Annotated in this window: 15 protein-coding genes; 1 reads left to right on the top strand and 14 read right to left on the bottom strand. The window is 71.8% G+C overall.

Annotation, left to right across the window (positions count from 1 at the left end):
• Positions 1–82 precede the first annotated feature (82 nt).
• A complete protein-coding gene (locus AC5W7N_RS13595; RefSeq protein WP_495924113.1) occupies positions 83–775 on the bottom strand; it encodes a MerR family transcriptional regulator in 693 nt (230 codons plus the stop codon).
• A 112-nt stretch (positions 776–887) separates the two neighbouring features.
• On the opposite strand from AC5W7N_RS13595, the gene AC5W7N_RS13590 reads away from it, so the two are divergent.
• A complete protein-coding gene (locus AC5W7N_RS13590; RefSeq protein ID WP_163810992.1) occupies positions 888–2,105 on the top strand; it encodes an erythromycin esterase family protein in 1,218 nt (405 codons plus the stop codon).
• Here the strand turns inward: AC5W7N_RS13590 and AC5W7N_RS13585 are convergent.
• From AC5W7N_RS13585 to AC5W7N_RS13525, 13 genes are all read right to left on the bottom strand, one after another.
• Positions 2,059–2,865: a MerR family transcriptional regulator gene (locus AC5W7N_RS13585; RefSeq protein ID WP_495923908.1), complete on the bottom strand. Its 807-nt coding sequence runs from the start codon at positions 2,863–2,865 to the stop codon at positions 2,059–2,061. The genes AC5W7N_RS13590 and AC5W7N_RS13585 overlap by 47 nt on opposite strands.
• A 41-nt stretch (positions 2,866–2,906) precedes the next feature.
• A complete protein-coding gene (locus AC5W7N_RS13580; protein WP_495923906.1) occupies positions 2,907–3,821 on the bottom strand; it encodes an alpha/beta fold hydrolase in 915 nt (304 codons plus the stop codon).
• 43 nt (positions 3,822–3,864) lie between these two features.
• A complete protein-coding gene (locus tag AC5W7N_RS13575) occupies positions 3,865–4,692 on the bottom strand; it encodes an SDR family oxidoreductase (RefSeq protein WP_495923904.1) in 828 nt (275 codons plus the stop codon).
• 47 nt (positions 4,693–4,739) lie between these two features.
• Entirely contained in the window at positions 4,740–5,822 is a 1,083-nt protein-coding gene (locus AC5W7N_RS13570; RefSeq protein ID WP_495923903.1) for an NAD-dependent epimerase/dehydratase family protein, read from the bottom strand.
• Positions 5,823–5,896: 74 nt separating this feature from the next.
• The gene (locus tag AC5W7N_RS13565) at positions 5,897–6,982 is read right to left on the bottom strand and encodes a hypothetical protein (protein WP_495923901.1); all 1,086 of its coding nucleotides are present in this window, start codon (positions 6,980–6,982) and stop codon (positions 5,897–5,899) included.
• A complete protein-coding gene (locus tag AC5W7N_RS13560; RefSeq protein ID WP_495923900.1) occupies positions 6,972–7,946 on the bottom strand; it encodes a glycosyltransferase family 9 protein in 975 nt (324 codons plus the stop codon). Before AC5W7N_RS13560 ends, AC5W7N_RS13565 begins: the two co-directional genes overlap by 11 nt.
• Positions 7,943–8,920: a PfkB family carbohydrate kinase gene (locus tag AC5W7N_RS13555; protein ID WP_495923898.1), complete on the bottom strand. Its 978-nt coding sequence runs from the start codon at positions 8,918–8,920 to the stop codon at positions 7,943–7,945. The genes AC5W7N_RS13560 and AC5W7N_RS13555 overlap by 4 nt, the downstream gene beginning before the upstream one ends.
• On the bottom strand, positions 8,917–9,480 hold the full coding sequence (locus tag AC5W7N_RS13550) for a D-sedoheptulose-7-phosphate isomerase (protein ID WP_163811143.1): 564 nt from the start codon (positions 9,478–9,480) through the stop codon (positions 8,917–8,919). The genes AC5W7N_RS13555 and AC5W7N_RS13550 overlap by 4 nt, the downstream gene beginning before the upstream one ends.
• A 71-nt stretch (positions 9,481–9,551) precedes the next feature.
• Positions 9,552–10,142: an HAD family hydrolase gene (locus AC5W7N_RS13545; protein WP_163810977.1), complete on the bottom strand. Its 591-nt coding sequence runs from the start codon at positions 10,140–10,142 to the stop codon at positions 9,552–9,554.
• Positions 10,143–10,242: 100 nt separating this feature from the next.
• Positions 10,243–11,307, bottom strand: a complete 1,065-nt coding sequence (locus AC5W7N_RS13540) for a glycosyltransferase family 9 protein (protein ID WP_495923896.1) — start codon at positions 11,305–11,307, stop codon at positions 10,243–10,245.
• Complete coding sequence (locus AC5W7N_RS13535) at positions 11,304–12,287, bottom strand: glycosyltransferase (protein ID WP_195020768.1); 984 nt, start codon at positions 12,285–12,287, stop codon at positions 11,304–11,306. The genes AC5W7N_RS13540 and AC5W7N_RS13535 overlap by 4 nt, the downstream gene beginning before the upstream one ends.
• Positions 12,284–12,991 carry an SDR family oxidoreductase gene (locus AC5W7N_RS13530; RefSeq protein WP_495923894.1) on the bottom strand — a complete coding sequence of 236 codons (708 nt, stop codon included), beginning with the start codon at positions 12,989–12,991 and terminating at the stop codon, positions 12,284–12,286. The genes AC5W7N_RS13535 and AC5W7N_RS13530 overlap by 4 nt, the downstream gene beginning before the upstream one ends.
• Positions 12,992–13,026: 35 nt before the next feature.
• Positions 13,027–14,232, bottom strand: a complete 1,206-nt coding sequence (locus AC5W7N_RS13525) for a glycosyltransferase (protein WP_495923892.1) — start codon at positions 14,230–14,232, stop codon at positions 13,027–13,029.
• Between the last annotated feature and the right edge of the window lie 119 nt (positions 14,233–14,351).

The following is a 14,351-nucleotide window of genomic DNA, read 5'->3' as shown; positions in this document are numbered from 1 at the left end:
CGTGCAGGATGGCTCGGGCCAGGGCGGCGGGCGCAGTGCGCTCGGCATGCGACGAGACTGTGCAGCGCTGGGCGCGGACCGGCTATCGGCGATCGAGCAGGGTGAGGTAGGCATCCAATTGTGCTGCACCGCTGAGTAAGTGGCGGCTGCGGGTGTCGAGGCGATGTTGCCAGGCGGCCAGGAACTCGTGCAGAGCTTCCGGGCCGCCGGCCTCGTGGACGGAGTCGAGGAACTGCACGACCTTGTGCAGCGGGTAGCCGCCGCGGCGCAGCTGACGAGCGATATCGGCGTCGCGCACACTGTCGGGGCCGTATTCGCGGTAGCCGGTCGCCCGGTTGCGCTGCGGGCGCAGGATGCCCGCGGATTCCCAGGCGCGCAGGGTGGCTTGGTGCACACCGATGCGGCGGGCGAGTTCGCCGACGGTCAGCGGAGGTCCGGGGATCGGCGGTGGCGTGGTGGACAGCGCGCCGAGGCCGGCGGCGACATCGAGGCGGGTGTCGCGTTCGGTGAGCAGGGCCAGATGGGTGGCGTCGACCCGGCGGTAGGCAGATTCGGTGTCGCCGCGGTTGACCGCGCGCATGATTTCCGCGGCCGGTTCATGGCCGTGTCCGGCACGTAAGGCGAGGAAGGTGCGCAGCGCATGCGCGTGCAGGGAGGTGTAGCGCCGGTAGCCGGTGTCGCTGCGCGCGCTCGGCGGGAGGATGCCCGCGTCCTCGTAGTTGCGGATCGCCTGGGCGGACAACCGGTGTTCCCGGGCGAGGTCGATGGGACGCAGCGCGGACCTCCGTTTGAGGGTTTCAGCAGTAAATGCCTGGTGGGGTTCGAGAAAGTCTCACCCGATTCTTCAACGATAGCGTCGAGGGCAGGTTCTTCTGAAAGGGGTATCCATGTCCACTGACACCTCGCTGCGCGCGCTCGGGCGCGAACTCGGCGATTCGGCGAGCCTGGGCCGGGCCATCGACGAACTGCTCGCCGCGCGTGCCGAGCCGACGGCCCTGCTCGGGCTCGGCGAGCCGACGCACGGGATCGCGGCCTTCCCGGTGCTGCGCAATAAACTCCTCGCCCAACTGGTGGACCGGGGTTTCCGGTCGATCGCGCTCGAGATCGACATGACCGCCGCCACGCTGGTCGACGACTACGTCCACGGCGCGGGCACCGATCTCGACACCGTGCTCGCCACCGGGTTCAGCCATCACTTCGGCGCCGTACCGGGCAATCGGGAACTCGTCGAATGGCTCCGCATGCACAACGCGGGCCGCCCGCCGCACGATCGGGTCCGCTTCTACGGCTTCGACTTTCCGGGCGACCAGGTCGAGATCGCGAGCCCCGGACCTGCCCTGCGCGCGACCGTCGCGTACCTGCCCGAGCCCCTGCGCCCGCGGTCGGCGGATGAGCTGGAAACGCTACTCGGCGACGATGCCGAGTGGACGAACCAGGCCGCCATGTACGACCCGGCCGCCTCCATCGGAGACTCCGAACGCGCTCGCGCCCTGCGTATCCTGGCCGACGATCTGGCCGGTGCCCTGCGCCGCGCCGCGCCTGCCCTGCACCCGGCGGACCCGGACGGCTACGCCGACGCCGTCGCCTCCGCCCGCACCGCCCTCGGCCAGCTGCGCTTCCATGCCGCCATGGCCGAGACCGGCCCCGACCGCATCGCGCACATGCTCGCGGTGCGCGCGGAGCTGATGGCCGACAACCTGCTCGACATCAGGGCACGCGAACAACACCGCGGTGCCACCCTGGTCTTCGCCCACAATGTGCACCTGCAGTACGCGCCGCCCAGCATGGCGGTCGGCGAGAACCAGGTGCGGTGGGCCAACGCCGGCGCGCTCGTCGCCCTCGCCCTCGGTGAGCGCTATGCCTTCGTGGCCGCCGACGCGAACCCGCACAGCGAGCCGGGCACCCTGGCCGGTGTGCTGGCGGAGGCCACCAGCGGGCGCGCCCTGTTCCCGGCCGGCCCGCTGCGCGCCGCCCTGCCCGCGACGATCCGGTCAGGCGAGCCGATGATGCCCGGCCACATCCCGTTCACCCCGGCGGACCTGACGGGCGCGGACGCGATCATCTGGATCGCCGACACCGACGGGCAGCGGCATCGGTACTGGTAGGCGAACTGAGAGCCGCACCGCCTCCACTGCCCGACCGGGCGGTGCGGCGCCGCTCGGCGCGGTAGGTGAGCACCTCGACGATGCGCTGCCACGCCGGGGTTTCCTCCGAGATCCGGGAAAAGACCAGCGCCACATGTCCGGAGCCGCCGCCGTCTGCATCGTGCCGGGTCTTCCACGCGTCGAGCTCGTCGATGAGCCTGTCCAGCCGCGGATCGCGCGGATCCCAGTCCGCCGCGCGATCACAGGCCAGATACAGCCGGACGGTCTCCGGATCGTCGAAGGCGCTGTTCTTCTCCCGGATCCGCTGCGCCATGGCGCCCGGCTCCAGCGCCTGCATCAGAATCCACGCGTCACGTTCGGCGCGGACACGTCGCTCGCTGACGCCGAGGCGGCGCATGCGGTCCAGGATGTCGACCACCTCGGCCGGGAGGACGAGCCGCTCACCGCTGTCGAGTGCGGCGATGCTGCGGCGGTAGCCGGCCAGCTGGTCGATTCTGCGCTGCAGGTCGGCGTCGATATCGGCGACGGCGGCGGCGAATTCGGCCGGCCGGGCGTGTAGCAACGCGTCGATCCGGGCCAGCGGCACGCCGGCCTCGGCGAGGGTCCTGATCCGGATGAGATCGACCGCTGTCTGCGGGCTGTAGCGGCGGTAGCCGGAGGCGTCGCGTTCGGGTTCGGGCAGCAGTCCGACGTGGTGGTAGTGGCGGACGGTGCGCACGGTCACGCCGGCGGTCGCGGCGAGCTGTCCGATCGTGAGCACCGTCCTCCTCCGAATCGTCGTCGCGGGTGATCGCGCCGAGTCTAGGGGCGGGTGGCCCGGTCGATGACATCGGCGACCGCCCGGACGACGGCGTCGGGGCGGTCGAAACACAGCCGGTGGTGCACGGTGTCGTCCACAATGCGCTGTTCGCCCTGCGAGGCCGCAGCCGCCCGCGCGGCATCCATGCGTCGTCTGCCATCGTGCAGCTGCTGCACCGTCGAGGCCGGGATCCGGTCCCGCTCGGCCGGATCGGTGCCGACGACGCTGAGCGCGATCGTGGGGACATCCGGCAGCCCGGGCCCGCCGCGCAGCTCGGCGGCGAGTTCGGCCGATCCGCTGCGTTCGGCGAGGCCGGCCCGAAGCCACTCGGTGGTCAGCTTGGCCCGCACCAGCGGTTGCCGCAGGGGTTCGGGGTAGGCCGCGAGCAGTTCGGAGTGGATGTCGCGCAGCATCGGGCGCATCTGCTCGAGTTCAGCGAGGCCGGGGCCCGCGTGTTCGGCGGCGGCCAGGCTCGCTGATGCCGGCATGTACGCGTCCCAGTCGTGGTGCAGGGCATCCAGCCAGACCAGTCCGGCCACCTCGCGCGGATAGAGCTGAGCGAATCGGTGCGCGTAGAACCCGCCGAGTGAATGCGCGGCGAGGACGTAGGGGCCGGCGATGTGCTGCGCGCGCAGCAGATCGCGCAGCTCGACGGCAACGGCGGCAGCCGTGCGCGGCAGCGGGAGCCGATCGCTGTAGCCGGTTCCGCCACGGTCGTAGATCACGGCCGTGGTGAATCGCGAAATCTCCTGCTGGACACCGAAGTAGTCCAGCCCCACCGCGCTCGCGCCGGGCAGGAACACCACCGCCGGTCCCCCACTGCCCGCTCGGTGGATGAACAGTCGCCGTCCATCGATGTCCTGGAATGCGCCGATCGGCGGGACGAGCCGAGCGGCGTGGGTGCTGTTGTGCGTCATGCGCCAAGGCTGCAACCCTGACGCAGGGTCAAGGTCAACCCGGCTAGGGGCGACGCCACTTCTCGTCGGGGACGAGCTGGCTGGACTGCGGGCCCATCAGCAGCATGCCGCCGTCGACGACGTAGGACGCGCCGGTGACGTATCCGGCGGCGGGGGTGGCGAGGAAGGCCACCACGGAGGCGACTTCGTCGGCGTGGCCGGGGCGGCCCAGTGGCAGTCCGGGGCGCGGTTGCTCACGTGGATCGGCGTCTTCCTGGCCGGTCATCGGAGTCGAGATCTCCCCCGGCGCCACCGAGTTGACGGTGATGTCGTATTCGGCGAGTTCCAGCGCGAGCACCTTGGTGAGCGCGCCCAGTCCGGCCTTGGCGGCGCAGTACGGCGCGGCACCGACCTTCGGCGCGTGCTCGTGCACGCTGGTGATGTTGATGATCCGTCCGCCGCGACCGGCCTCGATCATGTGCGCGGCGGCGCGCTGGGAGCACAGGAACGCACCGTCCAGATCCACCGACAGCACGTGCCGCCAGGTGTCGAAGTCCATCTCCATGGCCAGTGTGGCCGAGCCCGTTCCGGCGCAGTTCACCAACACGTCCAGCCCGCCCAGTTCGGCGGCGAATTCGTCGATGACGGCGGTACTGGTCGGCAGATCGTCGAGATCGAGGTGGCGGACGGCGGGCCGCGCGCCGCGCTCGGTGACCAGCTCGGCGGTGCGCGCGGCGCCCTGCTCGTCCGCGTGATAGGTGATGCCCACATCCACCCCGCCACCGGCGAGGGCGACGGCGATGGCACGTCCGATGCCGGAATCGGAGCCGGTGACCACGGCGCGCAGCGGTGCGCCGATGCGTTCCTTCGGTAAGGGAGCGATAGTTGCCATGCTGATCGGCTACCCGCCAACGCCCGGGCGACACAGCCGTGCGGTCGTCATCGTCCGTGCTGGGCGAGCGCGCGGTCGACCGGGTCGTGTCCACCGACACCGGAGGTGAACTCGCGGTAGCGCCAGGCCCCGCCCGCATCCGGCGCCAGCGGCGGCGTCCGGCCCCCGGCGCCGGCGCGGAATCCGTCCAGGAACTGGGTGAGGGCGTCCGAGGAGCTGATCCGCGGCGTCCAGCCCAGCTCGACGCGGGCGCGGGTGGTGTCCATGACGGGCAGGTGCATCATCGCGTCGAACAATCCCGGGGTGGCCGGCGCCAGCCGCAGATGCCAGGCCGCCGCGAGCGCGGTGCGCACCAGCCGGGGCGGCACTTCGACCGTGCGGGTGCGCAGGATGCGGGCGAGTTCGGCGCGGGCGAGCACCGGTTCGGCCGCGATATTGAACGGGCCGTGCGCCTCGGAGACCACGGCCAGCGCATAGGCCAGCCCCACATCGACGCTGTGCACGGCCTGGAAGCGCAGCTCGCGCGGATACGGCAGCACCGGCAGCAGCCCGGGCCGCAGCAGCGGATTGGGCATCAGCGGCCCGAGGAACAGCCTGCGCTGCTCGCTGGCGGAGGCGTACTGGAAGGTGAAGGCCGGGCGCATCCGCACCACTCGGCAGTCGGGCTGCTGACGCTCGAAGGTGTCGAGCAGCCGTTCCACATATGCCTTTTCGATCATGTAGGACGCGCCGGGCCAGCCTTCGGTGGGCCAGGACTCCGACACCGGGCGGTCGTCTGTGCACGGCGAATACGCGCCGACCGAGGAGGCGTAGATCAGGGCAGGCACCCGCGCGGCCGCCACCGCCTCCAGCACTCGTGAGGTGCCGCCGACGTTGGCCCGCCAGGTGTCAAGGGGCCGGTGGGTCGGCTGGAACAGCCAAGCCAGGTGCACCACGACATCGGCATCGCGGAACAGCGCGGTGAGGTCGTCGTGGCGTACGTCGGCGGCGACCCACTCCACCCCGACCCGGTCCTCGGCCGGGCGCCGCCGCGCCGCACCGACGATGGAGGTCACCTCCGGTGTGCCCGACAACGCGTCGATCACCGCGGTGCCCACGTTCCCCGTCGCCCCCATCACGACTACCCGCATCGGTCCTCCTCGTGTCGGCCGGCCCTACCGGCATACCCGCGTGCCCGGCGCCCACACCACGCCGCCGGGCCGATTCAGCTGTCCCGGTCGCGGGCGACGCGGTCGCGTCGTTCCCGCTCGCGGTATCCGTAGGTGGCGCGCCGGACGGTGATGTCGTCTTCCAGGCCGGAACCGACCGCGCCCGCCACCGTGCCGAGCGCGCTCGCCATGGCCGCGATGGTCAGGTAATCGCCGACATCGACCGCGCGACCGAGCACGCTGCCCAGGTAGGCCGGCGGGATGATCAGCCCGACCGCGGCGCAGGTGAGCAGGAACAGCGTCGCGAAGAACACGACCGTGCCGACCGCGACGGTGGCCACGGTGCCGGCATTGCGCAGTGCGAGATCGGGCCCGTGTGCCATGCCCGCGGCATCGGCGCGCTCCCAGAGGCCGTGCCCGGCGATGGTCCAGACGGTGAGCGCGGCGATCGCGGTGACCACCACACCCGCCAGCCGGAACGGCCCGAGCGCGGTGGCCAATTGCCAGATGCTGGAATACAACACACCGAACGCGGTGCCTGCCAGCGATCCCGCCAGCGCCGACGACAGCCCGAGGAACAGCTGCCACGGCCGATTGGCTCGCACCATGCCTGCCAGCAGCCGCGGTAATCCGATGCGCCGAGGCGAGACGATGCGCGCCGTCGAGGGGTCGGGGGCCTCGACGCGGGCGCGGTGGAACGGGCGCGGCATCCGCAGTTCGCGCCGGACCCCGGCCGGTCGTAACCCGTCGATCAACCGCACGGCCAGCTCTTGCAACCGGTAACGCAAGCGCCAGCCGCCGAGCGCGGGCAGGGAGATCAGCGCGACATGGTGCGCTCGGTCCAGGCTCGCCAGCACGATGCCGTCGTCGGTGCGCAACGGCAGATCGGTCAGGCACAGCGCCAGATCCCAGTCGGTATGGCCGACGTGCTGGGCGGCCTTGTCGATGAGGTGTTCGTCGTCGGGGTGCATCGCCTCGAACGGGTCGTAGAAGACCTCGACCTTCCAGTCGATGCCGCGATCGTGCCGGGCGAGCAGGTCCGGTAGGCGCTCGCCGAGTTGGTGGGCCAGGCGGGCAGGCAGGTCCGGGTCGGCGACCATGCCGACGGTCACCGCGGCACGCTCGGCGCCGTCAGAAGGCACGGTCGCTCACCGTGCTCATCGCGTCGGTGCGGGCGCGCGGTGACCAGGCGAGCGCGAGTTGGTCGTCGACGGCCTCGATGACGTCGTCCGTGCCGATCATGAGCAGTCCGGGATCGGGTGTGCTCGCATGCGGATCGCCGATCCGGCCCGCCCACAGCGCCCGGTGCCGGGCCCGTGGCGGTGGTCCCCACCAGCGCGGCGGGTTCGGCCCGAAGATGACGACCGACGGCGTGCCGAACGCAGTGGCCAGATGCGCGAGGCCGGTATCGGCGCAGACGACCAGGCGCGCACCGGCGACCAGGGCGGCGGTCTCGTCCAGGGCCAGTCGGCCCGCCACCACCGTGCCCGCACCGGCTTCGGCGGCCACCTGTGCGGCCAGGGTGCGCTCGCGCGCATCGCCGGTGATGAGCACCCGGTATCCGCGGCCGTGCAGGTGCGCGGCGACGCGGGCGAATCGTTCGGCGGGCCAGCGGCGCGCGGCCGAGCTGCCGCCCGGGTGGATGAGGACTCGCGCCGGATCGGCTGCGGTGGCAGGTGGCGCCGCGACCGACAGCCGGGTCGGGTCCGCGGGAATCCCGGCCCAGTCGAGCAGGCCGCACCAGCGGGTGACCTCGTGGGTGTCCTCCGGCCAGTCCGGACCGGGGAACTGTGGAAAATCGCGGTGCCCGAAGGTGATCAGGCGCTCGGGCGCGATGGCCGCGAGGTCGGCGATGCTGGCGGGTCCACGCCCGTGCAGGTTCACCGCGGTGGCCGGAGGCGGCCCGGCCCAGCGCAGTGCGCCGAGGCCGGATACCGGATGCAGCGCGTCGACCGTGCCGGTCAGTTCGACGATCGGGCGCAGCCACCGCGGAGCGGCCAGCACCAGCCGATCGCCGGGGCGGGCGTGGCGCAGGGCGCGCAGGGCGGGTACCGCGGTCAGCAGATCGCCGAGACCGAGTGCGCGCAGAACCAGGACGACGCTCACCAGCTCGGGTCGCTCGCGGCGAGTTCGGGTGCGGGGATCTGGGGCGCGTTCTCGCCGAAGGCGGCAGCCGCGCCCTCGGCGACGAAGGCCGAGGCGGCAGCGACGGCCGCGCGGACGGCGTCCTCGGCGTCGGCGCCGTCACCCATGGCGATCGTGGCGGCCACCGCGAAGCGGTCGCCGGCACCACAGGTGTCGCGCACCGATATCGGTCCTGTCGCCGGAACCGGGATGCGCACGACATCGGATCGTCCGGCGCAGGACAGCACCGCCCCGTCGGCGCCGAGCGTGACGGTGACCGCCCGCGCCGACCAGCGCCGCGCGAGCGCACGGGCGCGAGCACCGACATCGGCCGAGTCCGGCAGGAAGTGCTCGGCCTCGGGGCGGTTGGGCGTCACCAGGTCCGCCCCGCGCACGGGGTTCGGCCCTTTCGGATGGGGATCCCACACCAGTGGTGTCCGTCGCGGGCGCTGCTCGAGCAGCGCCCGGATCTGCGGATGTGCGGTCACCCCGCGCCCGTAGTCGGCCACCAGCACCGCGCCCGCGTTCGCCAACGCCCACCGGGCGTCCTCGCTCACCGGACCCGCCACGGTGCGGCCGTGCCCGAAGTCCAGCCGGGTGATCGGGGCGAGCACGGATTCACTCGCGCCACCCGCCCAGGGACCGGTGGCCCGCACGCGTTGCTTGCACACCGTGCTGCCGTAGAACGGCAACGCCGCCACCCGCACCCGGCGGGCCAGCAGCGAATGCAGCCGGTGCCCGGGCTCGTCATCGGCGAATCCGGCCACCAGCACCACCTCGTCGGCGTAGCGGGCGGCCAGCGTCGCCGCCAGCCCCGCGCCGCCGGGGCGATAGGAGCGGCTGGTGACGTCGACGACGGGCACGGGCGCGTCAGGGCTGCGGCGATCGGCGCGGCCTTCGATATCGATATCGAGCAGCACGTCGCCGACGATCACCAACGGTGCGGTGCTGCTCAACTGTCGACCCCCATCGCTGATTCCAGTGCGGCGCACAGCGAATGCACCAGCACCAGGTGCATCTCCTGCACGACCGACACGGAATCGGCGTCGACCGGGATGGCATCGTCGCAGAGGGCGGCCAGCGGATTGGGCGAGGGCCCCGTCATCGCCCAGGTCGCCATGCCGATCTCCTTGCCCGCCTTGGCCGCTGCCACCACATTGGCGCTGGAACCGCTGGTCGACAGGGTGAGCAGCACATCGCCGGGGCGGCCGTGGGCGAACAGCTGCCTGGCGAACATCTCGTCGGGGCCGTAGTCGTTGCAGATCGCGGTCAGGCTCGAGGTCTCCGCATGCAGCGAGATCGCCGACAGCGGCCGGCGTTCGGCGCGGAAGCGGCCGGTCAGTTCGGCGGTCAGATGCTGTGCCTCGGCGGCGCTGCCGCCATTGCCGCAGGCGAACAAGCGTCCACCGGAGGCATAGATGCCGGCCAGCCGCACACCCCAGGCCAGGACGTGTTCGGCCGCCGGGCGCAGGTTCTGGTGCAGCGCGCGTCCGAGCGCGTCGAAATGGTCTTCCAGCTCGGCGGTCCGCACGCGACTGCGCGGATCGAGGTTTTCCGGCCGGCCGTCAGCAGGGCGCTCGGCGCTACTCACGTCTGCTCCTTCCCGGTCCCCGGTGCACCGAGCGCGAGGGTGATCGCCCGAGTGAGGTCGGGAGCCACCGCCGCCAGTCGCCGGGCGCGGTCGGTTTCGGTCGCGCGGGTGCGGGGTGTCGGAACCAGCACGGCCCTGGCACCCGCCGCCAACGCGGCTTCGATGTCGGATCCGATATCGCCGATCACGACGCATCGGGACGGGTCCACGCCGAGTTCCGCCGCGGCGCCGAGGATCAACCCTGGCTCGGGTTTGCGGCACCGGCAGCCGTCGGCGGGACCGTGCAGGCAGATCTGCCAGGTGTCGAACGGGCCGAGCAGGTCCTCCACGCGCGCGTTCACCGCGGCGAGTTGGGCCGGGCTGATCCGGCCGGACGCCACGCCGGACTGATTGGACACGATGCCGATGCGCAGACCCGCGCGGCGCAACCGGCGCAGCTGCCTGCGCGCATCCGGCATCGGCCGGACCAGATCCGGGTCGGCGAGGTATCCGGTATCGCGGATCAGAGTGTCGTCGCGATCGAAGAGCACCGCCGCCGGACGCGGATCCGAATCGGCGGTACGGGAGGGTTCCGAGACGCCGTCCATCTGCCCTCCTGATCCGATCCGGGTGCCGGCCCTCGACACCGTTGCTAGGGGCATGCCCTGCCTCCTGCTCTTGAAACAGCGTCGCGGGCTCGTCGCTCGGTCAGCGCAACGCGTCGATCCGCCCGCGCTGTTGTGCCGGCCGGACGGTCGGCAACCGGGACGAGGATGCGACGACGAGCGTGTCCACCGCCGCGACCACCGCGTCATCGCTGATGTGCTCCAGGCACGGGTGCCCGGGCACGGGACAGTCCCGCGCGCGTGAGCCCGCGCAGGGCGCCGACTGGTCACCGAGCACGATGCACGGCACGTGGTGCGGAGCCCAGCGCCGCGCCGGCACGACGGGCGCGAACAACGACACCACCGGCGTGCCGACGGCCGCGGCGAGGTGGGCGGCCGCGGTATTGGGTGCGACCACCACCCGGGCCGCCCGCAGAACCGCGGCGAGCATGGGCAGGTCGGTCGCGCCACCGAGGTCGAGTGCGTCATCGCCGGATACCGCTGCGGTGAGCTCGGTTTCGTCCGGTCCACCGGTGACCAGCACCCGATAGCCGGCGCGGACCAGGGCGGCCACCATCGCGCGGTTTCGCCCCGCCGACATCCGGCGCGCCGCTACCGCCGCGCCCGGATGCACCACCACGTATCCCGGCTCCCCGGCCAGCGCCCGCACATCCGGCAGATCGGTTCGCACGGCGAGCGCGGAATCCGACGAGGGATACCCGGCGGCCTCGGCCAGCGACAACGCCCGGACAGGTTCCGGCACATCGTCGTCCACCGCATGCCGTACATCCAGCAGAGAACCCGGGTAGTCGGTGCTGATCGCGCAGATCCGCGGCACGGCGGCCAGCCGCAACACCAGGGCCAGCGGCAGCGGGGACTGGTGGAAGGAGGTGAAGATCAGCGCCTCATCGATCCGGCGGGCGGCGAGGGTGGCGACCAGGTCATCGATGACGGCGGCGGTGACCGGCGGCTGATCGAAATCGACCCAACCGGCGGCGAATTCGACCACATTGTCGACGCCGGGCAACAGTTCGGCCGCCGCGCGCCCCCGCGGGCCGGCCAGGAAGGTGAGTTCGTCGGCTCGCGCCGCCACCGCCCGCACCGCGGGCCCGGTCACCAGCACGTCGCCGGCGCTGTCGAGCCGGGCGACGAGCACATGGCCGCTCACCCCACCACCTCGCGCAGGAACCGGTCCCAGTGTCCGGTGAACCGGTCGATCGCGAAATTGGCCTGCGCCCACTGCCTGGCGGCCTTGCCCGCCAATTCGGCGAAGCAGCGTTCGCGCACGAACATGCGGATCGCTTCGTCGAGCACGTCGAGATCGTTGGAGACCACGCCCGCCTCGGCCGGGATCGACGCCGACGCCTCGGTGGTGCCGAGCGCGACGATCGGCATGCCCAGATACATCGCCTCGATCACCGACAGGCCGAGCGAGGTCCAGCGCGGAGTGTGCACGAATACGCGACGACGCGCGAGTTCGCGGTGCAGCCGTCGCTGATCGTGGTCGCCCGCGCCGCGCACCCGTTCCGCCGGCAGGCCGAGGGCCCGGTGCAGGTCGAGGGTGTCGATGCCGTAGACGTCGAAAGGTGCGGCCTGCGACAGCGGCGCGAGCAGGTCGGTGCCGGTCACCCGGCCGCGCCGCACCGGTTCGTTGATGATGGTGGCCGCGCGGTCCAGTTCGCCGGTGTAGAGGTGGCCGGGGTCGATGACGCCGTGCGGGATCACCGTGGCCGGCGCCCGCCCGTTGTCCCACATCAGCCGGTTGAAGTCGGTGACGTGGACCAGGGCGATGTCGTCGCGGTCGGCCAGCGGATGCCGGGTGCGGCAGGCATGTCCGCGCGGAGTGTTGTGCTCGACGTAGACCGCGGGCAGATCGGCACCAGGCTCGGCGTGCAACCACTGCCGCACCAGATCCAGTTCCTCCGGGCGCTGCAACACCACCACGTCGATCTGTTCGTCGAGCAGGTCGGCGGGCGCGACCTCGCGGGCCGACTCCGGCCAGTCGCGTCCGCAGCGGCCCAGCGCCCACGCCCCGCGTTCGGTGTCGGTGGGGATCAGGTACTGCTGGCCGCCGTGCACGAACGAGGTCATCCAGGAGCCGTGCACATGCCACACCAGGACGTTCAGCGATCTGGATGCGCTGTTCATTCTGGCCACGAGCTTTCCGTCGACGGGCAGACCACCATTTCCCGGATCTCGCAGCCCGGTGGCCGGGTCATCGCGAAGATCGCGGTGGCCGCGACATCTGCCGGCTTGTTGAGCCGCGCATCCGGCGGCGGCGCGTACTGGGCGGGACGGTCGTCGAAGAACGCGGTGTCCATACCGCCCGGGATCAGCAGGGTCACGCCGACGTCGCCGGCGGTCTCGGCGGCCAGCGCCCTGGTGAACCCGACCACCCCGAATTTCGACGCGCAGTAGGCCGTGGCATCGGGCAGTGCCCTCACTCCGAGGGTAGACGCGCAGGTCACCACGGTGCCGTGGCTCGCCCGCAAGGCGGGTAGCGCGGCACGGATGACGGCCGCCGTGCCCAGCAGGTTCACCCGGATCACCCGCTCCCAGTCCTCGGTGGCCACCTCGTCGAGTGCGCCGCAGGCGTCGATGCCGGCCGCGGTGAACACCGCGTCCAGCCGTCCATCGACCGTGACGATGAGTTGCTCCACCGCGCGCCGCGTGTCGTCGGAGTACGCCAGGTCCGCGTACTCCCAGGCCACCTCGGCCTCCGGTTTGTCGCGGTCGATGACCAGAGCGGTGCCGCCCTCGGCCTGTACCGCGTCGACGACGGCGGCTCCGAGACCGGATGCGCCGCCGGTGATCAGGACGTTGCCGAGCGGGGTGTTCGCAGATGCGTTCACGCTGTATCCCTTCAGACGTCGGTCGGATGGCTCTGTCAGCTGGCTGCTCCGAGCGCGGCTGCCTGCGCGCTCGTCGCCTTCTCGTAGGCGGTGAGGGTGTCGGCGGCGATCTGGTCCCAGGAGTAGCGCCCGCACACCTTCCGATGGCCCGCCGCGCCCCAGCGACGACGCTGGGCGCTGTCGGCGAGCAGTGACCGCAGCGCACGGGCCAGCGGTTTCGGTTCCGAGGGCGGCACCAGCGCACCAGTGACGCCGTCGTCGACGGTGTCGAGCAAACCGCCGACGGCACTGGCGACGACCGGCTTCGCGCAGGCCATCGCCTCCAGCGGGACGATGCCGAACGGTTCGTACCAGGGCGTGCACACCACCACATCGGCCGAACGCAGCAGGGCGGGCATCTCGGCATGGGCGAGTTGACCGAGCAGCTGGACCCGGTCGGCCACCCCGTGCTCGGTGGCGATCCGGCGCAGGCGGGCGGCCTCGGCCCGCGCGGTGTCGTCGGCACCGCCGCCGGCGATCAGCAGCTCGGTGTCCGGCAGCTCCGGCAGGGCCTTGATGGCGGTGTCGAATCCTTTGCGCGGCACCATCCGCCCGATCGACAGCAGCCGCCTGCGGCGCCCCTTCGGCGCGATGGGGCCGTGGCGATCGAACATCGAGAGATCGACCCCGCACGGCACGACCGAGGTGCGCGCGTCCGGCACACCCATGCGCGCCAGTTCACGCACCTCGTCCGAGCAGGTCGCCACGATGTGGTCGGCGCTCACCGCGATGAGGCGCTCGAATTTGATCCGCGAGCGTGGACTGGTGTCGGCGCGGCCCTGGTAACGGCGTTTGACCGTGCCGAGGGCGTGAAAGGTCAGGACAACCGGAAGGTGCAGGCGCCGCGCGGCGAGTTCGGTGGCCAGGCCCGACATCCAGAAGTGGGCGTGCACCACATCGGGGCTGTCGCTGCTCCAGGATTCGTGCAGGAAGTCGGCGAAGTCTCCCAGGTGCGGCAATATCGCGTCCTTGGGAATGGGTGTGCGCGGACCGGCGGGCACGTGGATCACGCGATAGCCGTCGCCGGTGACGACCTCGGTGTCGATGCGTGGATCGTCTCGCCGGGTGAAGACGCTGACCTCGTGCCCGTCGCGAGCGAAGGCCGATGCCAGCGCGCCGACGTGCACGTTCTGCCCACCGGCATCGACACCGCCGAGCGCGGCGAGGGGGCTGGCGTGTTCGGAAACCATGGCGATCTTCACGGGGCGGTCCCCTTTCCTGCTCGCTGCGTTACCGGCGCCCGTAGCAACCTCCGTTGGGCCCTAAGCGGCGCGTACCCGGTATTCCGCGCGGCAATCCGCGGACCGGTGCCCTCGGCCGC

It is taken from the genome of Nocardia sp. CDC519, from assembly GCF_059509835.1.
The sequence above is the reverse complement of the archived record's forward strand: the minus strand, read 5'-3'. Positions and strand labels throughout refer to the sequence as shown.

Coding starts and splice junctions, on each gene's coding strand:
- AC5W7N_RS13590 (WP_163810992.1), top strand. CDS start 888: ATGTCCACTGACACCTCGCTGCGCGCGCTCGGGCGCGAACTCGGCGAT.
- AC5W7N_RS13580 (WP_495923906.1), bottom strand. CDS start 3,821: ATGACGCACAACAGCACCCACGCCGCTCGGCTCGTCCCGCCGATCGGC.
- AC5W7N_RS13575 (WP_495923904.1), bottom strand. CDS start 4,692: ATGGCAACTATCGCTCCCTTACCGAAGGAACGCATCGGCGCACCGCTG.
- AC5W7N_RS13570 (WP_495923903.1), bottom strand. CDS start 5,822: ATGCGGGTAGTCGTGATGGGGGCGACGGGGAACGTGGGCACCGCGGTG.
- AC5W7N_RS13545 (WP_163810977.1), bottom strand. CDS start 10,142: ATGGACGGCGTCTCGGAACCCTCCCGTACCGCCGATTCGGATCCGCGT.
- AC5W7N_RS13535 (WP_195020768.1), bottom strand. CDS start 12,287: ATGAACAGCGCATCCAGATCGCTGAACGTCCTGGTGTGGCATGTGCAC.